At 61.1% G+C, this 19736-nt stretch carries 17 protein-coding genes; 6 read left to right on the top strand and 11 right to left on the bottom strand.

Annotated elements, in window-relative coordinates; translation table 11 throughout:
• Nucleotides 1–28: 28 nt before the first annotated feature.
• Both AC1RO0_RS10865 and AC1RO0_RS10860 read right to left on the bottom strand, forming a co-directional pair.
• Nucleotides 29–1393, bottom strand: a complete 1365-nt coding sequence (locus tag AC1RO0_RS10865) for a sigma-54-dependent transcriptional regulator (RefSeq protein WP_498592896.1) — start codon at nucleotides 1391–1393, stop codon at nucleotides 29–31.
• A complete protein-coding gene (locus AC1RO0_RS10860; RefSeq protein ID WP_498592895.1) occupies nucleotides 1390–3252 on the bottom strand; it encodes a sensor histidine kinase in 1863 nt (620 codons plus the stop codon). The genes AC1RO0_RS10865 and AC1RO0_RS10860 overlap by 4 nt, the downstream gene beginning before the upstream one ends.
• Before the next feature lie 234 nt (nucleotides 3253–3486).
• Here AC1RO0_RS10860 and AC1RO0_RS10855 point away from each other — a divergent pair, with 234 nt between their 5' ends.
• The gene (locus AC1RO0_RS10855) at nucleotides 3487–4818 is read left to right on the top strand and encodes a dicarboxylate/amino acid:cation symporter (protein ID WP_498592894.1); all 1332 of its coding nucleotides are present in this window, start codon (nucleotides 3487–3489) and stop codon (nucleotides 4816–4818) included.
• Between the two features lie 267 nt (nucleotides 4819–5085).
• Nucleotides 5086–5520 carry a CBS domain-containing protein gene (locus AC1RO0_RS10850; protein ID WP_498592893.1) on the top strand — a complete coding sequence of 145 codons (435 nt, stop codon included), beginning with the start codon at nucleotides 5086–5088 and terminating at the stop codon, nucleotides 5518–5520.
• 132 nt (nucleotides 5521–5652) lie between these two features.
• Here AC1RO0_RS10850 and AC1RO0_RS10845 read toward each other — a convergent pair whose 3' ends face one another.
• Genes AC1RO0_RS10845 through AC1RO0_RS10830 form a run of 4 tightly spaced genes read right to left on the bottom strand, consistent with a single transcriptional unit; the run spans nucleotide 5653 to nucleotide 9808 of the window.
• Nucleotides 5653–6855: an ABC transporter permease gene (locus AC1RO0_RS10845; RefSeq protein ID WP_498592892.1), complete on the bottom strand. Its 1203-nt coding sequence runs from the start codon at nucleotides 6853–6855 to the stop codon at nucleotides 5653–5655.
• Between the two features lie 4 nt (nucleotides 6856–6859).
• Nucleotides 6860–8011 carry an ABC transporter permease gene (locus tag AC1RO0_RS10840; RefSeq protein ID WP_498593365.1) on the bottom strand — a complete coding sequence of 384 codons (1152 nt, stop codon included), beginning with the start codon at nucleotides 8009–8011 and terminating at the stop codon, nucleotides 6860–6862.
• 5 nt (nucleotides 8012–8016) lie between these two features.
• A complete protein-coding gene (locus tag AC1RO0_RS10835) occupies nucleotides 8017–8724 on the bottom strand; it encodes an ABC transporter ATP-binding protein (RefSeq protein WP_498592891.1) in 708 nt (235 codons plus the stop codon).
• Between the two features lies 1 nt (nucleotide 8725).
• The gene (locus AC1RO0_RS10830) at nucleotides 8726–9808 is read right to left on the bottom strand and encodes an efflux RND transporter periplasmic adaptor subunit (RefSeq protein WP_498592890.1); all 1083 of its coding nucleotides are present in this window, start codon (nucleotides 9806–9808) and stop codon (nucleotides 8726–8728) included.
• 159 nt (nucleotides 9809–9967) lie between these two features.
• Here AC1RO0_RS10830 and AC1RO0_RS10825 point away from each other — a divergent pair, with 159 nt between their 5' ends.
• Nucleotides 9968–10993: a helix-turn-helix domain-containing protein gene (locus AC1RO0_RS10825; protein WP_498593364.1), complete on the top strand. Its 1026-nt coding sequence runs from the start codon at nucleotides 9968–9970 to the stop codon at nucleotides 10991–10993.
• 11 nt (nucleotides 10994–11004) lie between these two features.
• Here AC1RO0_RS10825 and AC1RO0_RS10820 read toward each other — a convergent pair whose 3' ends face one another.
• Nucleotides 11005–11769: an IclR family transcriptional regulator gene (locus AC1RO0_RS10820; protein ID WP_498592889.1), complete on the bottom strand. Its 765-nt coding sequence runs from the start codon at nucleotides 11767–11769 to the stop codon at nucleotides 11005–11007.
• Between the two features lie 90 nt (nucleotides 11770–11859).
• Here AC1RO0_RS10820 and AC1RO0_RS10815 point away from each other — a divergent pair, with 90 nt between their 5' ends.
• From AC1RO0_RS10815 to AC1RO0_RS10805, 3 genes are all read left to right on the top strand, one after another.
• The gene (locus AC1RO0_RS10815; protein WP_498592888.1) at nucleotides 11860–12789 is read left to right on the top strand and encodes a polysaccharide deacetylase family protein; all 930 of its coding nucleotides are present in this window, start codon (nucleotides 11860–11862) and stop codon (nucleotides 12787–12789) included.
• Between the two features lie 60 nt (nucleotides 12790–12849).
• The gene (locus AC1RO0_RS10810; protein WP_498592887.1) at nucleotides 12850–14346 is read left to right on the top strand and encodes an ABC transporter substrate-binding protein; all 1497 of its coding nucleotides are present in this window, start codon (nucleotides 12850–12852) and stop codon (nucleotides 14344–14346) included.
• 132 nt (nucleotides 14347–14478) lie between these two features.
• Nucleotides 14479–15636 (top strand): M20 family metallopeptidase, encoded by a 1158-nt coding sequence (locus AC1RO0_RS10805; protein ID WP_498592886.1) that lies wholly within the window; start codon nucleotides 14479–14481, stop codon nucleotides 15634–15636.
• 37 nt (nucleotides 15637–15673) lie between these two features.
• Here the strand turns inward: AC1RO0_RS10805 and AC1RO0_RS10800 are convergent, their stop codons facing one another.
• The 4 genes from AC1RO0_RS10800 to AC1RO0_RS10785 all read right to left on the bottom strand — a co-directional run bounded on the left by AC1RO0_RS10800 (nucleotide 15674) and on the right by AC1RO0_RS10785 (nucleotide 19714).
• The gene (locus tag AC1RO0_RS10800; protein ID WP_498592885.1) at nucleotides 15674–16657 is read right to left on the bottom strand and encodes an ABC transporter ATP-binding protein; all 984 of its coding nucleotides are present in this window, start codon (nucleotides 16655–16657) and stop codon (nucleotides 15674–15676) included.
• 4 nt (nucleotides 16658–16661) lie between these two features.
• Nucleotides 16662–17489 (bottom strand): carbohydrate ABC transporter permease, encoded by an 828-nt coding sequence (locus tag AC1RO0_RS10795; protein WP_498592884.1) that lies wholly within the window; start codon nucleotides 17487–17489, stop codon nucleotides 16662–16664.
• Nucleotides 17486–18364 carry a carbohydrate ABC transporter permease gene (locus AC1RO0_RS10790; RefSeq protein WP_498592883.1) on the bottom strand — a complete coding sequence of 293 codons (879 nt, stop codon included), beginning with the start codon at nucleotides 18362–18364 and terminating at the stop codon, nucleotides 17486–17488. The genes AC1RO0_RS10795 and AC1RO0_RS10790 overlap by 4 nt, the downstream gene beginning before the upstream one ends.
• A 66-nt stretch (nucleotides 18365–18430) precedes the next feature.
• Nucleotides 18431–19714 (bottom strand): ABC transporter substrate-binding protein, encoded by a 1284-nt coding sequence (locus tag AC1RO0_RS10785; RefSeq protein ID WP_498592882.1) that lies wholly within the window; start codon nucleotides 19712–19714, stop codon nucleotides 18431–18433.
• Nucleotides 19715–19736: the final 22 nt, after the last annotated feature.

The following is a 19736-nucleotide window of genomic DNA, read 5'->3' as shown; positions in this document are numbered from 1 at the left end:
TTGCCCACCATCCTTTAGCCTGGCGTCGCTAGTCCTCGCCGTCAAAACCGGCAAATTCGCTACGGACGATGCCGTGACGCTGGAGCTTGTCGTAAAAGGTCTTGCGCGGGATGCCGAGCGCTTCGATCGTCCGGCGGACATCGCCGCCGTTCTGAGCAAGCGTTTCACGGATGAGGTCGGCCTCGTAGCGCTCGACGCGGGCGGGCAGGGGTAGCACTGTGTCGGCCGAAGGGGTTTCTCCCGGCGTCGAGCCTGCCGCAGATTCCAGGCCCAGGACGAAGCGTTCGGCGAAGTGCGACAGCTCGCGAACATTGCCCGGCCAGTCGTGATGCTGCAAATGACGGCGAACAGCGGCGGATACGGTCGGCACATCGCGCTTGAAGCGGCTGGCGGCGCGCTCAGCGAAGTAGCCGAAGAGCAGCTGGATATCGTCACGCCGATCGCGCAGCGGCGGGATGGAGATGGTGACGACGTTGAGGCGGTAATAAAGGTCTTCGCGGAAATCGCCGCGCTGGCGCGGATCGCCGAGATCGACCTTGGCGGCCGCGACGACGCGAAGGTCGACGGGGCGCACCTCGTTGGTTCCGAGCGGCGTGACTTCGCGCATTTCCAGCACGCGCAGCAGCTGCACCTGCACGGCGGGCGGCATGCTCTCGATTTCGTCGAGAAACAGCGTGCCGGCGCTTGCGTGTTCGATGCGGCCGATACGCTTTTTCTGTGCGCCGGTAAAGGCGCCGGGCTCGTGGCCGAAGAGCTCGCTTTCGATGACGGTTTCCGGCAGGGCGCCGCAATTGAGCGCAACGAAATTGCCCTTCGCTCGCCGGCTCCAGCGATGCAGCAGGCTCGCGACCACTTCCTTGCCGCTGCCGGTCTCGCCGGTTACCAGCACATCGACGTCGGTATCGGCGATCTGGCGCAATGTGTGGCGCAGCCGCTCCATCGCCGCCGTCTGGCCGATCAGCGGTAGATCGCCCTGCGCCTGCTCGGCGGCAATGCGCAGCGCGCGGTTTTCCAGAACGAGCCGGCGCTTTTCGGCCCCGCGCCGCACGCTTTGCACCAGCCGGTCGGTGGCGAAGGGTTTGGCGATGAAATCGTAGGCGCCATCCTGGATCGCCTTCACCGCCATCGGGATATCGCCGTGACCGGTGACCAGGATGACCGGAAGATCCGCGTCCCGTGCCTTGACGTGATCGAAGAGCTGCTGCCCGTCCATCTGGGGCATGCGGATGTCGGAAACCACGACGCCGGGAAAATCCGCTTCCAATGCCCCGAGCGCATCCGCCGCAGCCGAAAAGGCGGAGACGGAAAAGCCGGCGAGTTCAAGCGTTTGCTTCGTCGCCTTCAACAGATCCTTGTCGTCGTCGATGAGGAAGACCGGGGATGCGTCGTTCATGAACTTGCCTTGTGCAAATGAATGATGAAACGGGTGCCGCTCTCGCTGCTCTCAACCTCGATCCGGCCGCCATAGTCGGTGACGATATCCTTGGAGATGACGAGGCCAAGGCCGAGGCCCTGTTCCTTGGAGGTGTTGAACGGCGTGAACAGTGAATCAAGGATCGCGGGCGGAATGCCGGGGCCATTGTCGGAGACTGTGACCTCGACGCCATCGGCAGTTTCCCGGGCGGAGACCTCGACCCTGGGCCGGTCGCGCCCTTCCAGCGCTTCCAGCGCGTTCTGGAAGAGGTTGATCAGAACCTGCTCGAGCCGGATGCGCGTGCCGACGACGGTGAGACCCGCCGGCGGGAGATCGATCGCCAGTGCGTCGAGCCGGCCGGCGAAGCGGCTTCTGAGCAGGACCACGGCGCCTTCGATAACGCTTCTGAGTTCCACCGGTTTCGGCGCGCTCCGCCCCTTGCGGGCAAATGCCTTCAGCTCCTCGGTGATCGTGCCGATCCGCTCGGTCAGGGCCGCGATAGAGGTCAGATTTTCCTTTACCGGCGCGATCTGCTTTCGATCCAGGAAGATATGAGCGTTGTCCGCATAGGCGCGGATGGTGGCGACCGGCTGGTTGATCTCGTGGGCGACGCCGGCGGCGACCTGGCCGAGAATGGCGAGACGATTGGCCTGCACCAGCTCCTGCTGCACGACTTGCAGCTTCGCCTCCGTCGTCCGGTGATCGGAAATTTCCGCCTGCAGCCGGTCGCGGGCCTGGCTCAGATCTTCGGTACGTTCCAGCACGCGCCGTTCCAGCTCCTCGCGCGCCACTCTTCCGACCGCTATCTGCATTGCCGAGACATGACGGCGCCTCAGCAAAAAGGCGGCAATTGCCAGGATCGGCACGAGCACCGTCAAAGCCAGGAAGCGCGTCTCGCGAACGGCGGAGGCAATCGCCTGATCCGTCGGTATAAGGTAGTCCAGCCGCCAGGGCGTCGATGGGACCGGTATCGTCAGCCGCAAATATTCGGCGGCGCTGCTGCCCGGCAGGACCGCGCGAACGATCGACACTTCCGAGCCAATGGGTTCCGGGCGGGAGATCGGCAGGGGTGCCAGAGGCGCGCCGCCGAACTGCAGGCTCTTGCGAATGGCGGCAAGACTGTCCGGCGGCAGCGGCGCCGTCGTCATGAACCGCCAAGAGGGAATGCTGGTGATCAGCACGACGCCGTGTTCGTCCGTGACATAGGCCGGACGGGCGGCTTCGCGCCAATCTTCCTCGAGTTGGTCGAACTCCATCTTGACGACGACGACGCCCAGCGCCGCACCCGCCTCGCCGACGCGACGGGAAATATAGAGGCCAGGGCGATTGCTGACGGTACCGAGCGCGAAATGTTCGGCCGTCCCCGTCTCCATCGCCCGGCGGAAGTAATCGCGGAAGGAATAGTCGTTCCCGACGAAACTCAGCGGCTCGCGCCAGTTGCTCGAAGCAATCGCTATGCCGTCCTTGCCGGTAACATAAAGCACCGCAGCACTGGTGCCGGAAACAAGGGTTTCCAGCTTGCGGTCAAGCGTGATGACGGCGTCGTCCTTGCCGCTCGCGAGCGCATCGCGCACCTGCTGATCTTCCGCCAGAAGAAGCGGTAGCGCGCGCGGCCGTTCGAGCACGGCGCGCAGCAGCGCGACCTTCAGATTGGCATCGGTGTGGCCCTGGCCCTGCAACGCCTCGATTGCAGTCATGCGACCGTAGAAGCTGGCGCCGTAAAGGGCGGCCGCGATGATGGCCGCGCAGAATACCACAAAGACCATCCAGACACGACGGGAACGTCGGCCGAGTTGCTCCGGCGTTGAAAATCGTTCCGTGGTTGGTCGTTGCAGCATCCGCTTATTGTGCATGATTTCGCGCGCATCGCAATTCATCTTGTGCGGATTGTCGCACAGGTTTGCTGGCGCGGTGGGAGCTGCCCAGGAAAAGCCATCTTTAAATCAAGGCGTTGTCCAGTTTCCTGCCATTTGGCACGCTCGTTGCTACTGAATACGAAACAGTCGGAGGCTGTTGATTTTTAGTCTTTGCCCGGAGGGCCGAGGGATCGGTTGGGCACAACGGAGGACATCATGATTGCTCCCATCGCTGCCGACGCCGAAACGCGCGTCAAACTACCCTTCTACCGGCACCTTTATGTGCAGGTTCTCACTGCCATCGCCGCCGGCATCCTGCTCGGCCATTACTATCCGCAGCTCGGCACATCCCTGCAGCCGCTCGGCGATGCCTTCATCAAGCTGGTCCGCATGGTCATTGCGCCGGTCATCTTCCTGACGGTGACGACCGGTATTGCCGGCATGTCGGACCTGAAGAAGTTCGGTCGCGTCGTCGGCAAGGCCTTCATCTACTTCCTGACCTTCTCGACGCTGGCGCTCATCGTCGGTCTCATCGTCTCGAACGTCGTGCAGCCGGGCGCCGGCATGCATATCAATCCGGCGACGCTGGATACGAAGGCGGTCAGTAATTACGCCGCGCAGGCGCATGACGCTTCCGTTGTCGGCTTCCTGATGAACATCATTCCGGACACCATCGTCGGTGCCTTCGCCAAGGGCGATATTCTCCAGGTGCTGTTCTTCTCGGTGGTCTTCGGCATCGCGCTTGGCGCGGTTGGTGATCGCGGCCGTCCGGTTGTCGACTTCCTGCAGGCACTGACCACGCCGATCTTCCGCATGGTCTCGATCCTGATGAAGTTCGCCCCGATCGGCGCCTTCGGCGCCATGGCCTTCACAATCGGCAAATACGGCATCGGCACGATCGCCAACCTGGCGTTCCTGATCGGCACCTTCTATCTGACCTCCATCTTCTTCGTGCTCGTCGTCCTCGGCGGTGTCGCCCGCTACAACGGCTTCTCGATCCTGGCGCTGATCCGCTACATCAAGGAAGAACTGCTGCTGGTACTCGGCACTTCGTCTTCGGAAGCTGCACTGCCCGGCCTGATGAACAAGATGGAACGTGCCGGCTGCAAGCGCTCCGTCGTCGGCCTCGTCATTCCGACGGGCTATTCCTTCAATCTTGACGGCACCAACATCTACATGACGCTGGCGGCTCTCTTCATCGCCCAGGCGACCGATACGCCGCTGTCTTTCGGTGACCAGATCCTCTTGCTGCTGGTGGCGATGCTGAGCTCCAAGGGCGCTGCCGGCATCACCGGCGCCGGCTTCATCACGCTGGCCGCGACGCTTGCCGTCGTGCCTTCGGTTCCGATTGCCGGCATGGCACTGATCCTCGGCATCGACCGCTTCATGTCGGAATGCCGCGCGCTCACCAACTTCGTCGGCAACGCCGTTGCGACGATCGTTGTTGCACGCTGGGAAAACGAACTCGATCAGACGAAATTCGCGGCCGCCATGGCCGGGAAGCTGACCGGAGATCTCGAGACGCCCGCGCTGCAGGCCGCTGAATAACGGCATCATCGACAATCTGCGAAAACGCGAAACGGCCTCCCAACGGGAGGCCGTTTCAGTTTGGGGACACGCCGTCACTTGCCCGCGAGGACGATGAGTTCGAAATGTGATTGCAAATATCCGCAACAAGGCCGGAACCGATCGCCCCTTCATCTGTTGTGGTAACAGGCCCTCGGGAGAGGGCGCTGCGATCAGCGGGGAAGCGGGCGCCGCCCGATGTTGATCACGTCAATGCACAGGACACGGCGTCCGATGATGGAGGAACCGATGAAAGTTCGTGACGCCATGACGCACGATGTGCGAATTACCAATCTCGACGAAACAATCCTCAGTGCGGCTCAGACGATGGCGGATCTCGATGCCGGCATCCTGCCGGTTGCCGATCATGACCGCTTGGTCGGCATGATCACGGATCGCGATATTGCCATCCGTGGCGTCGCCATGGGCATGGGTCCGGATGCGAAGGTCCGGGACGTGATGACATCAGACGTCAAATATTGCTTCGACGATCAGGAGATCGACGATGTCTGCCGCAATATGGGTGATATCCAGGTGCGCCGCCTGCCGGTGCTGGATCACGACAAGCGGCTGGTCGGTATTCTCTCGCTCGGCGATATCGCTGTGGCCCACAAGAATGGTTTCGCCGCCGAGGCCCTAAGCGGCATTTCGCGCCGTGGCGGGGAACATAGTCAGACGGCGTAAACGCCGTTGCGCGATGAATAGGCAGATCGCCGGGCGTGGCTTATGCAGCCCGGCGGTAAAAAGTTGCATGCCTGCTTCTGCTGACCGAGCGAAAGATGCAGCGAGTGAAGACGAAAAAGAAGAAAACATCCGTCAGCCCGCCTGCGCTCGCCCGCTCATGGCCAATCTGAGTGGAATGCGCGTTGCGGCCAATGCCGGTAATGCGCCGCCGATGGCGCCGATGATCAGGGACAGCCAGACCGCCTTCATCACCAGGGGAAGAGAGAGCACCAATTGAAACCCGATCTGCGTGCGATCGGGGCTTATGGTCGACGCCGTCCAACCGTTGAGGACGAGATAGGAAAATCCGACACCGGCCAGGCAGCCGAGGCAGGTCAAGACCATCGCCTCGATCCATGTGCCGGCAAAGGCCGCCCTACGGCTGAAGCCGATGGCGCGGACAGTGGCGATCTCGGTGCTGCGATCCGACACGGAACTGAACATGGTTGTCATCGCGCCGACCACGGCGCCGGCAGCCATGGTGATCGCCAGTGGCCAGCCGAGGAGAAGGATCAGCTTCGATGTGCGTTCCGCAAGCCCGGCAAAATAGTCCTGTTCCGACCGCAACGTTAGCCCAATCTGCGGCGTAGCAGTCGCAATGGATTGCAGTGCCGGCAATGCCTCCGGTGTGGTGAGCTTGATCCTGACGCTCTGGACCAGATTAGGCCGGTTGAACAGCGTCTGCACGACGCCGATATCCGCCAGCATTTCGGATTCGAAGACGGAGCCGCCGGCATCGAAGATGCCGACGACAGTCCATTTCGATGTGCCGAACGTGAGCTGCTCGCCGATCTCCAGCCCCTTATAGCCAAGGCTCAGTCGCCGACCGACGACGATCTCGCTGGCGCCGAGATTGAACATCCGGCCACGAGCTATCCTGACATTCGGGCGCACGCTGAGGCCGAAGGGACCGATACCACGCAACGATAATGTCGAAAGCAGTCCGCCGGCCTTCTCCGGCACTTCCACGGGCACGACCATTTCCGGCGACATCACCGAAGCGCCGGCCGCATCGACGGCGATGCCGGGTGCACCGTCGAGATAATGAAGCTGGGAAGGCTCGATGCGGCTGCCGAGTTCCGTCGCCGCCCCTTTGCCGAGGGCAATGGCTATGTCCTCGGAACCGGCTTGCAATAGCGACGTCCGGAAGCCGTTCGACATCGCCAGAAAGCCGAGCAGGACGGTGACGACCATCGCCACGGAAAACACCATCGAGAGGGAAATCCATACCCGGCGACGAAGCGACTTCAGATTGGATAGGGTGAGGGCCAGAGATTGGCGGGAGATCGTGCTCATGGTCTCATCTTTCTCTCAAAGCGGCGCTGGGCGGCACTCGCATGGCGTTGAAGGCTGGCGCTAAGCCTGTTGCAAGCGCCAGCAGGGCGGCGAGGGCGATCGCCTGAACAACGATCAAGGGCGTTAGCGTCAGCTCCGGTACGATGGTGCGCAATGGCTCTCGCAGAAGCAGAATGGCCGCAAAGGCGAAGCCAAGAGCGATGCCGAGCCCCGCGGCGAACAAGGCGGATGTCTCAGCCAAGACATTGCCAAGAACGAAGAGCCGCGAGAAGCCGAGGACCTTCAATACGCCGATTTCCCTGGTCCGCTCCCGGATGGCGAAGAACATGGTGTTGGCGACGATCATCAGGATGGTGATGAAGGCGACGCCGACCACCAGCCGCACGATGGTCGCGATATCGGCGAATTGCGCGATGAAGGCCTTCATGAACTCGGCCTCCGTGCGTGTCCGGGTCTCGTAGGCGGAATTGGCAAAGAGAGTGTCGACGGCCTTGATGATGTCGTCGGTGCGAACATCCTTCTTTGGCAGGATGCGGAAGCCGGTCACGGTGTCGCGGTCCATGCCGCGCTCCGCATTGATGTAGTCGTAGCGCGCCATGACGAAATGCGTGTCGGCGGATTTCTTGCCGTCCAATATGCCGACGATGGTGAATTCAAAATCCGAGCTGCCATCGGTTTTGACGAAACTCGACGTGTTCAGCGTGATCGTCTGCCCGAGCGTCCAGCCTTCCTGAGAAGCAATGCTGCGGCCGACAATGGCGCCATTGCGGACCCCTCCGAAGCGGGCAAGGGCCTCCGCGGGAATATCATATTCATCACCGATAAAGGCGGCGAAGCTGCGCGGCTCCACAGCTGTCAGGCCCATAAAATTCGTTGGCGATCTATAGGTCGCGCGGCTGCGCGCCATGTAGGTTGCCTCGGCGATGCCTGGCAACGCCAGGATCTTGTCGTAGTAGCTGATCGGCAAGGGCAGGGCATCGCCGACCTTGTTGGTCAAGATCAGCCGCTCCGAATCCACCTCGCCACCGAGAAAGCCGTGTTGAAAGCTTGTCAGGACGAGATAGATGAAGAAGGCGATGGCGATGCTTGTGATGAGCAGGACACTCCGCGTCGGTTTGCGTACCATGGTCCGGCGGAGAAGGGTGAAGCGGTTCATGATGCTCACGCGGCCTCCCGTTCGACGAACTGGCCCTTGTCGAGGCGCAGCACACGCTTGGCGGAGTGCGCCGCCATATCGTCGTGCGTGACCATGACGATGGTCTTGCCGAGTTCCGCGTTCAGGATGCGCAACATGGCGAGCACCTCTTCGGCGGAAGAGCGATCGAGATCGCCTGTGGGCTCATCGCAGAGCAACAGCTTCGGATCGCTCGCCAGCGCCCTGGCAATCCCGACGCGCTGCTGCTGGCCACCCGAAAGCTCCGACGGCAGATGCTTGCGTCGATCGATGAGACCGACAAGCGACAGGATCGTCTCGACCCGTTCCCGACGCTGGCGCGTGGTCAAGCTGGTCAGCAGCAGCGGAAGCTCGATATTCTGCTCCGCCGTCAGCATCGGCATCAGATTGTAGAACTGGAACACGAAGCCGACATTGGCGCCGCGCCATTTCGTCAGTGCGCTTTCGTTCATCCGGCTAATGCGTGCATGCCCGAAATTGATGTCGCCGCCATCGGGACGGTCGATACCGCCGATGAGGTTCAGGAGCGTCGACTTGCCGGAGCCGGAAGGGCCGACGATCGCGACGAAATCGCCGGCGCCGATGGTCATGGTCAGATCCGAAAAGATTGTCACGGCATTCTTGCCGATCCGGTAATCCTTGCGCACATTGTCGATCACAATCCCGTCGTCTGGCGCATATGTGCTGTTGTCCATCTCAAAGTCCTCTTTCATTTGCGTTTGCCTGAAGTTGTGGAGCATCCAGGGTGATCTTCGCCGCCATGTTCGGTAGCACGCGTGTGGGTGATGCGAGGAATTCCAGCCGGACGGCTACCGTGCCCTTCTGCAACGAAGCCGCCGGCACGATCGTCCGCACCCGCATCTTGAATTTCCGGCCGGGAAAAGCGTCGAGAACGGCGACCGCTGTCTGGCCAGGCTCTATGCGCGCAGCATTGGATTGGGCGATATCGACGTCGATGGTCAGGGAATTCGGGTCGAGGAGGATGGCGATCCCGTCTCGCGGTCCGCCTCCATCCGTTCCCGAGGCAACCGTATCGCCCGGGCCGACGAGCCGGGTGACGATCACGCCGTCAAAAGGTGCAACAATCTGGTGCAGCGCCAGATTTCTTTCCTGCTTCTCCACCTGTAGCCTGGCGGTCTCGGCCGTTTGCTGGGCAACATCGAGATCGCTGGTCAATTGCACGACGGAAAGGCTGTTGCTATCGAGGCTGCTCACGGCAACCGCACCACGCTCTACAAGCGATTTGGTGCGTTCCAGGGTCTTGCGGGCTTGTGCCAAAGAGACCTCGACTCGGCGGGCTGCCGCGCTTGCTCCTGCGGCCTGGGACCTGGCGATCAGGAGCTCGATCTCGTCCGTTGTCGTATCCAGTCGCGCAATAACCTGTCCGGCGGCGAAATGATCGCCGACATCCAGCGGCAGCTCCGTCACCTTGCCGCCGATCTCCGGCCGCAGGGTGATCATCTTTTCGGCGACGACATAACCGGAGCCGATCACAGTCTGAGGCGCAGGGGGAGTCGGTGGCAGTCGGACGGGGAACTTGTCTTGCGCCGTGGTATCTACTTCCGGCTGGGAAGTGGCTTCCATTACCGGCGGTCTCCACACACTCTCAACAAGCGGAAGCAACATGTAAGCTGTTGCCGCGAGCGCTACGGCCACGCCGACCAGCGCCACCCTGCGCATCGGGAAGCGATGGCTCGCTGCTGTATCCGAGAGTGGGTTTCCTCCGCGCTCGATCGACAGCGACCGAAGCCGGTTCGCGATATTCGCTTCTGCATTCATGAGGGGTCTCCAGACGTTGACGGCGTGATTTTCCGCCGCCGGAACGTCTGGCGCGACCTCGATCGTGATTTAGGACGTCGCAGAACGCGATCTAGATCGCCGGAAGCCGCGAGTCAGGCCATAGTGGCGACAAATATAGTCGCCCCGGGGAGGGGTCTTATGCTGTTCGTGCCGTTACCGTTCGTCGTTGCTCTCCTGCTTCTTCTGCTGTTTCTGGCGGTGGTGCGACGGGATGACGAGCTTGCTGCGAACCGGCCCTTTCTTCTCCTGCTTCTGCTCTGCGCCGTGCAATCGGTTCTGGTCGGCCTGCGTCTGGGTTATGGCGTGCAGTGGATTGGTTATCTGGCGCTCGTTATCCCAACGGTCATGCCGCCGCTGATTTACGCCGGCGTGCGCAGACTGGGCGTGGATAGCCGGCGGCGCTGGCCCGCCCTCTTGGGCTTTTATAGCTTTCCGCCCGTTGTCATCGCCGCGTTGGCCGTTATTAGGCCCGAGGCCATCGATATCGCGATGATCCTCATTCAAGTCGCGTATGCCTTGGCTTTGCTCTGGCTCGTCCGGCCGGGTCCCGACGCACTGCGTCTGGCATCGTTCGAGGCGGCACGGCCGGCCCACCGCGCGCTTGTTTTTGCCGCTGGCGCGCTGTGTTTTTCGGCATTGATCGACGCGCTGGTGCTGTTTGATTTCGGGTGGACCCATGGCGCACATGTCGGCCTGATCGTTAGCATCGCCAATCTTGTCGGCCTGCTTGTCCTGGGCACTGCGGCCGCCGCCGCTAGCCGGAACTCTACGGACGCGGAAATGGCGGAAATCCTGCCTGCATCCGATGCTGCTGAAGACAAAGACACTGTCGAGAGGATCCATGCGTTGATGCAGGAGAAGAAGCTCTACCGCGACGCCAATCTCAATCTCGAACGGCTAGCCCGCAAGGCCGGGATACCGTCGCGCCGCATCTCAGGCGCCATCAACCGGGCCACGGCCAAGAATGTCTCGCAATATGTCAATGATTACCGGATTGCCGAAGCCTGCCGGTTACTCGCCGAGACGGAACAATCGGTGACCGAAATCATGCTTGAGGCTGGCTTTCAGACCAAATCGAATTTCAATCGCGAGTTCCGCCGAGTCACCGACATGACACCTGTCGCGTGGCGTGAGAAGTGCGCCTATTCCGCAAATCCGGCCTGACGCGAGGGTGCTTAAGATTTCGCCCTGTACCCAAGGCTGCGGCTGATATCGTCGGCGGTCTTGCGTAGCATCGACAGAAGCGCTTCGCGCCGCTCGATATAGCGGCTAGTCAGCGTACCCAGATTGAGGGCGGCGACGACGTGGCCGGCGGCGTCGAAAATCGGCGTGGCGACGCCTGTCGAGCCGGTGACGAATTCCTGATCGTTGACCGCATATCCATCCCGCCGCACTTTGCCGAGGATCTCCCGGATCTCCTGCACATTGGTGATCGTGTAGGGCGTGTAGGACAGGAACTGCACGCGGGAAAGATAATCTTCCAAAGTCTGCTGCGGCGCGTGGGCGAGAAGGACGCGGCCCATGGCTGTGCAATAAGCAACAATGGCGGCGTCCAAATTCACGTCATAGCGTATTGGCTGGCGGCTCACGCTTTTTGCCAGACGGCGGACATCGCAATGGGCATTTATGGCGCTGAGCAGCACGGTCTCGCCGGATTCGTCGCGCAGGCGCTCCATGAACGGCATTGCCTTCATCACCAGCGGCTCTTCGTGGCGGCGAAAGGGGAAACCGTGCCGGCCCGCTTCGACCAACATGTAGCGCCCCGTCGAATCTTGCACGAGATGGCCACGCGCGGCGAGGGTTTGGACCAATCCATGTGCGCTGCTTTTCGGCAGCGTCAGATCCCGGACGATCTGCGACAAGGCAACGGCTTCCCGCCGCCCCGCCATATATTCGAGGATATCGAGGACACGTCCGGCGCTCTTCACTTCCGAGTTCATGTATGTGAACGGCCTTCCCGTTGTTGGCCTGGCGATCGGCCTGTAACAGTTGTGCCGAGAAAAGCGACAACCGGCAAGACGGGGGCAGCGATGAGCGAGACGAAAAAGCAAGTAGAGTTCACCGAACCCTGGCTCTGGCCGGACGAAGTCTGGCGGAGCCGCGTCGACAAGGTGCGCGCCGGGCGGTCGTTGCGGCCGGCCAAGTGGAAGAATGGCGCCCGTATGGCGGTCGCCTTGTCCTTCGATTCCGATCACGAGACGTTCGAATTGCGCAATGGCGGCGTTTCGATCGGCCGGATGAGCCAAGGGCAGTATGGGCCTCGTTCAGGCATGCCGCGCATTCTCAAGCTGCTGGAGAAATACGCCGTTCCGGCCTCGGTCTTCATGCCGGCGGTGTCGGCGATGATCAATGCTGATGAAGCGCGCGCCGTCGTGGCCTCGGGCCATGAACTCGGCATGCATAGCTGGATTCATGAGTTCAACTCGCGCCTGGATGAGGCGACGGAACGCGACCTTGCGCTGCGCGCCACCGATGTGCTGGAGCGCATTTCCGGTGTTCGACCGGTCGGCATGCGTACCGCCTCTTGGGATTTCAGTCCGCACACGCTGAAGATCGCTCGCGAGATGAAACTGCTTTACGATTCCTCGCTGATGGCCGATGAGGAGCCCTATGAACTGCTCGAAGACGGCGCGCCGACGGGCATCGTCGAAATTCCCGTGGAATGGATCCGCGATGACGCTCCCTATGTGGCGATGGACCGCATGACGGGTGCACGGCCCTATGGCGGCCCGTCGATGGTTCTCGATATTTTCCAGCGCGAGCTGGAGGTGGCCTATGAGGAGGGCGGGCTTTTCCAGCTCACCCTGCATCCGCATCACATCGGCCATCGTTCGCGTATCTTCATTCTGGAAGAGGTTATTCGCCAGGCGCAGGCCAAGGGGGACGTATGGTTTGCCACCCATGCGGAGCTTGCTGCCTATTGTGCTTCGGAAGCCGGCCTGAAGACATTGCACCAATAAATGATGAGCGTCCGGCGGCGCGCGACGACGTTTTTGAATTTCAAAAGGGGGTAGTAGATTATGCATTTCAAGTTCTTATCCGCAGCGGTCCTTGCCGTGGGCCTTCTGGCGCCGGCAGCCCATGCGCAATCGGCGAAGGATACGCTGACGATCGACCTGCCGAATGATGCGGCCACGCTCGATCCGCATCTTCAATGGGACACGGACAGCTACAGCGTCTATCGCAATATTTTCGACAATCTCATCACCCGCGACACATCGGGCGCGATCGTGCCGCAGATCGCGACGTCCTGGAAATATCTCGATGACAAGACCCTCGAATTCCAGATCCGCGACGATGTGACCTTTCAGGACGACAGCAAGCTGACGGCCGAGGATGTCGCCTACAGCGTCAACCGCATCATCGATCCGGCTCTGAAGAGCCCGCAATTGTCGCAGTTCAATCAGATCATCAGGGCCGAAGCCACCAGCCCGACCATGGTGAAGATGACGACGAAGTCGCCCTATCCGGCACTGATTGCCCAACTCGTCAAACTGTCGATCGTACCGAAAGCCTATGTCGAGAAGGTCGGAGCCCAGGAATTCAATCTGAAGCCGATAGGCAGCGGTCCTTACAGGTTGGTACAATGGCAGAAGGGCGTACAGACCGAGCTTCAGGCGAACGATCACTACTGGCGCGCAAAGCCGCCCTTCGAACATGTCGTCTTCCGCGCCGTGCCCGATGTCTCCACCCGCATCGCTGATCTCAAGACCGGCAAGGCCGATCTCGTTCGCGATCTTCCTTCCGATCAGGCAATTGCGCTGAAGAGCAGCGAGGAGGCGCAGGTATTGTCGGTTCCGACCGAGCGCGTTGGCTATATCTACATCAACGCCCAGGCCGGTGCGACGCAGGATGTCCGCGTGCGCCAGGCGATTGCCTACGCCATCGACCGGCAGACCCTGGTCGATGCGCTACTCCAGGGCTTCGGCTCCCCGGTCAACGTCGTCGGTGCCAAACCGATCTTCGGTTACACCGAGAGGGTCGAAGGCTACCCCTTCGATCCGGACAAAGCGCGTACGTTGGTCAAGGAAGCAGGCGCGGAAGGGGCGAAGATCGAGTTTCTGACCTCACCCTCCTATGATCGTTCGATGGTGGAAGCCATCCAGCAGATGCTGAACGATGTGGGTCTCGATACGACGATCACCTCGCTCGATCAGGCGACCTTCCTGAAGCGCCGCCAGGGAGACCCCAAGGATGCGGGCAGTATGGCTTTCGGCCGTTGGTCCTGCGCCTGCCAGGACGCGGACGGCATCATCTTTCCGCTGTTTCGCACCGGCAGCAGTTGGGCGAAATACAGTAATCCGCAATTCGACGCTCTCGTCGATGACGCCCGTTCGACGCTCGACAGCGACAAGCGGCTGGAGGACTATCGGAAAGCCTATGAAATCCTGAAGCAGGATGTGCCGGGTATCGGCCTCTATCAGGGCGATGCCGTCTACGGCGCCAGCAAGAATCTCAAGTGGCAGCCAAGTCCCAACGAAGCCATGTTCGTCATGGACATGAGCTGGCAGCAATAGGCCGGGCAGATTGTGGATTTGGCCGGTGACTGGGGCCTGCCTTTCTGTATCAATAGGCTAGATGTGTCCGGCGATTCTGATCCGCCGGACACCATGTCCTCCCGCCTTTGACCTTTCGTTCGGATGGCTTTCATGACCCTTGCTATTTCCCCCGATGATATCGACCAGGCCGCACTGCTTTCGGAATTGCGGCGCTGGGTGGAGATCGAAACCCATACGCCCGACGCCGATGCCGTGAACCGGCTGGCCGATCACGTCGAGGCGATTGCCAAGGCGGCAGGTCTGGAAACCGAGCGGACGCCCGGAACGATGGGCTTCGGTGATATTCTGGCGGTGCGTTCGCCTCGTCCCGCCGGCAGCAACCAGAAGAGCACGCTCATCCTGGCGCATCTGGACACGGTTCATGCGGCCGGCACGATCAAGAACCAGTTGCCTTGGCGGCAGGAGGGTGATCGTCTTTACGGGCCTGGTATCTACGATATGAAGTCCGGCGCCCTGATGGCGCTGGAGGCAATGAAGCTCGCGGTCGGCCATGGCTCCGGCCCCAAACTCCCGATAGATCTGTTGTTTATGCCGGATGAAGAGATGGGCAGCTTGAGCTCCCGCGCGCTCATCGAGGCCTATAGCCGCAATGCCGGCTGCGCCCTGGTGGTCGAGCCCGCTCGTGATGGCGGCAAGATCGTCGTCGCTCGCAAGGGTGTGGCCATGTACGACATCGTCGTCCGCGGTCGCGCCTCCCATGCCGGCACCCGGCCGCAGGATGGACGCAGCGCCGTCCGCGCCGCCGCGCGGCTGGTGCTCGAACTTGAAGCATTGAACGACCCAACGCGCGGCATCACGGTGACTGTCGGCACCATCCATGGCGGCACCGGGCGCAATACCGTGCCGGCGGAATGCCAGATGCAGGTTGACGTTCGCGTGCCCGACGAAGCGACGGCGACGGAAATCCTCGGCAAGATCGAGGCTCTGAAGCCGGTCGATCCGGATATCACGCTCGAAATCAGTGGCGGTCTCAACAGGCCGCCATTTCCCCAATCCGAAGGTGGCAAGCGGCTTTTCGCTCATACCGCGGGAATTGCCGCCGAACTCGGAATCAAGCTGGAAGGCGTCAGCACCGGCGGCGGTTCGGACGGCAATTTTACCGCAGCCCTCGGTGTCGCCACGCTTGACGGACTGGGGGCGGACGGCGCCGGCGCTCATACGTTCGACGAATATATCTTCGTCAGCAGCGTCGCGCCGAGGACGGCCTTGCTTGCCAATCTCATGTTGACGCTCGACGGCAAGGAATGATGCCCGGCGGCGGATGAGGTTTTCTTTTACCGGCGGCTCAGGAACTGAAGCGATGGGCGGCGCTCTCGAGCGGATTGGCCCAGACCATGGCGCCAGGCGCGAAGGGTGTCTCTCCTTCCGCGCGCACGACCATTTCTCCCATATCGGGAACATCGAGATAGATGATCGCTTCGGCGCCGAGGCGCTCGACATGACGGACCTTGCCTTGCCATCGGCCGTCGGTTTGCGACAATCTGATATGCTCGGGGCGGATCCCATAGGTCTTGCACCCGAAGCGCTCGGCGATCTCGCCGCTGTAGAGGTTCATCTTCGGACTGCCGATGAAGCCGGCGACAAACGGGGTGACCGGATGGCGATAGAGTTCCATCGGACTGCCGACCTGTTCGATCTCGCCGCCTTTCAGGACGACGATCTTGTCGGCCATGGTCATGGCTTCGACCTGGTCATGCGTGACATAGATCATCGTCGTTTTCAGCCGGGCATGAAGCTCCGATATTTCCAACCGCATCTGGGCTCTCAGGGAAGCATCAAGATTGGAGAGCGGCTCGTCGAACAGGAAAACCTTGGGGTCGCGCACGATGGCGCGGCCGATGGCAACGCGCTGCCGCTGGCCGCCGGAAAGCTGTTTCGGCTTGCGGTCGAGCAATTGAGAGAGCTGGAGCGTGTCGGCGGCGGCGCGAACCTTGGCCTCGATCTCCGCCTTCGGGCGACGAGCAAGCGATAGCCCGAAGCCGATGTTTTCGGCGACGGTCATGTGCGGATAGAGCGCGTAGCTCTGGAACACCATGGCGATGCCGCGCTCGGAAGGTTCGGCATGGGTCACATCCTTGCCGGCTATGGTGAGCGCGCCCGAGGTCGATTCCTCCAGACCGGCGATAATGCGCAGCAAGGTCGACTTGCCGCAGCCCGATGGGCCGACGAAGACGACGAACTCGCCGGAGCGCACCTCAAGATCGATGCCCTTGATGACTTCGAGCGCGCCAAAACTCTTGCGGACCTGCTTCAGAGTGAGTTCAGCCATTGCACTAACCTTTCACGGCGCCGGCCGTCATGCCCGCTACGATCTGCCTGTTGAAGAAGATGAAGACGATCAGGGGAGGGATCGTGACGAGAAGGATATTCATGAAGAGCAGGTTGTACTGGCTCGTATACATGCTCTGGAAATTATAGAGCGTGAGCTGCACGGTGACGTTCTCCTTGCCCGGCAGGTAATAGAGCGGGTTGGTGAAATCGTTGAAGATCGCGATCGACTGCACGACGATGTTGGTGACCGTCACCGGCTTCAGGAGCGGCAGGATGACCCGGAAGAAGATCTGCCAAGGCTTGGCGCCGTCGATCCGCGCCGCTTCGTCGAGATCGCGCGGGATGGTCGCAATGAACGACCTGAAAAGAAGGGTTGAGAAGGAGAGGTTGTAGGCGACCTGGATCAGGATCATCCCGCTGATGGTCTTGAAAAGGCCGAGCTCCTGCAGCAGCCCGATCGTCGGCACGACGGCGGGCGGCATCATCAGGCCCATGAAAAGAGCGACGGACGCTACCGTATTCCAGCCGGTCCTGCGCCGCTGCATCACATAGCCGACCATGGCCGACAGCAGGATCAGGATCGTGACGGAGACGACGGTGATCAGCGTGGAATTGAAGTAGGCGAGAATCAGCTGATAGTCGCGCGCCTTGAATACGGCGACCAGATTGTCCCATAGCAGCCATTGTTCCGGCAGGCCGAAGTTCAGCCGCGAGGCCTCGGATTTCGATTTTGCCGCTTGCAGCAGCACAAAGACGAAGGGCAGCACGAAGATCACCATGGCAACTGCCAGCGCGATCAGTCCGACGATATAAGGTCGTATCTTTCTCATTCTTCGACCTCGCGCCGGTTGAACCACAGGGTAAGGGGCAGGATGATGATGGCAATCAGCGTAAACAGGATGACATTGCCGGCAGTCGACAGGCCATAGAAGCCGGCCTGGTACTGCTTGTAGATGACCGATGCGATGACATCGGACGAAAAGCCCGGTCCGCCGCGGGTCATCGACCATATGAGATCGAAGGATCTGAGACCGCCGATCAGGGACAGAGTGATGACCGTGACCGTAGCCGGACGCACAAGCGGCAGAGTGATGCGCCAAAATTGCTGGAATCGTGTGGCGCCGTCGATGCGGGCCGCCTCGTAGTAGTCGGGACTGATCGCGGCAATACCGGCGATGAAGATCAAGGTCGCAAGGCCCACGCCTTTCCAAAGGTCGACGAGCGCCACGGAGAAGAGCGCGAGCGCCGGATTGGTCAGCCATCCGGGGCCAGGGATCCCGAGCGTTTCCAGTGCGACATTGATGATGCCCCTGGTCGGATGCATCATCACCGTGAAGGTGATGCCGATGCCGATGGTTGAGACCAAGACGGGGAAGAAGACCAGCGTGCGCAGGAAGCCGCGGGCGAAGATGTTGCCGGTCAGCAGCACGGCCAGCAGAAGGCCGCATACGGTTTTCAGTCCCGATGTCGTCACGGCGTAGATCAGCGTGTTCACGAGCCCCTGGACGAGAAAAGGCTCGGAAAAGAACTGCCGGAAATTCTCCAGCCCGATGAATTCCGCCGTGCTGAGATCCCAGCGTGTCAGGCTGAACCACAAGGAAGAGACCGTGGGGGCCAGAAACAGCACGCCATAGATGATGGCGGCCGGGATGAAGAACCACAGGGGGTAGGGTGATGTGTGCGAGCGCGGGCGTGTCTCAGTCATAGCTCCCTCTCCGATCGGGTGAAACCCCGCCCGCGAAAGGCGAGGTCGATTTTCCCGAAGGGCGCGCTACCAGTTGGGGATGCCGAGTTGCTTCGCCTGCTTGCGCACATCGTCGTCATAGAGTGCCGCAGCGTCGGCCGGCTGGCGAATGCCGGAACCAACCTCAACAGTAATCTGCTCCAGCGACGGCCCCTTGATGGGCGAGGAGAATTCCAATGCCGGCGTCGTCATGCCTTTTGTCTCGAAATATGGGAGCATGTCCTTGACCGAGGGCGGCACGTCGGCGGGCAGGGGGCAGCCATTGACGAGAGACGGCCCCTGCACGGTATTGGTTGCCATCATGATCTTGCAGCCCTCGACGCTTCCAACAAAATCCACGAATTTCTTGGCTTCGTCGATATGCTTGCTGCCGGTCGGGATGTAGGCGGCCGCCGGCATCCAGACCGTCAGGCCATTCTTGGATGCGTCGTCTCCCGGCTGGGCAAAGAAGCCGACATCATTGAGATTGTCGGAATAATCCTGCTTGAGGGCGCCGATAGCAAAGGTCAGCATCGGATAGTGTGCGGCTTCTCCCGTCGCCACCATTCTGAGCCCATCATCATAGCTGGCGGCGCCAAAGTCTTCATTCATCAGGCCGGCGTCGTGTACCTCCTTCAGATGCTCGAAGCCTTTCATGGCGGCTGGCGTCGTGGCGTATTTGATCTTGTTGTTCGTGTAGTCCTCCGCGAAATTCGGCACTGCGACATTGAGATTGTAATAATCCGCCAGCACGAAGAGTTGCGAGGTCCAGGTGTCGCGATAGGTCTGCGCGATGGCCACCTTGCCGGCGGCCTTCACCTTCTCGTTATTGGCCATGAATTCAGCCCATGTCTTTGGAACGGAGAGGCCGAGTTCCTGATAGATCTTCCTGTTATAGAAGATGCCGCCGCCCTGGGCTGTGCCGAAAGGGACGCCGTAGACTTTGCTGCCAGCGCGCACGACCGCCTTGAAACTCTCATTCACGTTTGCCTGAGCCGGCAGCCCGCTGAGATCGACCAGTGTCTGCCCGGGCTTGATGGCCTGCATCAATGATCCGGAGTTATAGAGGAACACATCGGACATCTCGCCGGTGGCAAGGCGCGTCTTGATGATGTTGTCTCCCTCACCGCCGCCCGGTCGCTGTTCGATGTCGATCGAGACATCGGGGGCTTTCTTCTCGTAGGCCGCAACCAGCGCCTCGGCGGCCGCGACCGTGTCGGGACTGTTGTCGATCAGAAATGAAAGCTTGGTTTCGGCCTGCGACGGGCCGGCCGCGATCAATGCGGCAAGCGCCGACACGGTCGCGAAAATGACTCCAGTACGCTTTGTCATGACGTTCCTCCTCCGAACGATG

Source organism: Rhizobium sp. GW821-FHT14E12 (assembly GCF_058803745.1).
Note: the sequence above shows the minus strand (reverse complement) of the source record. Positions and strands in the feature narration are given on the sequence as shown.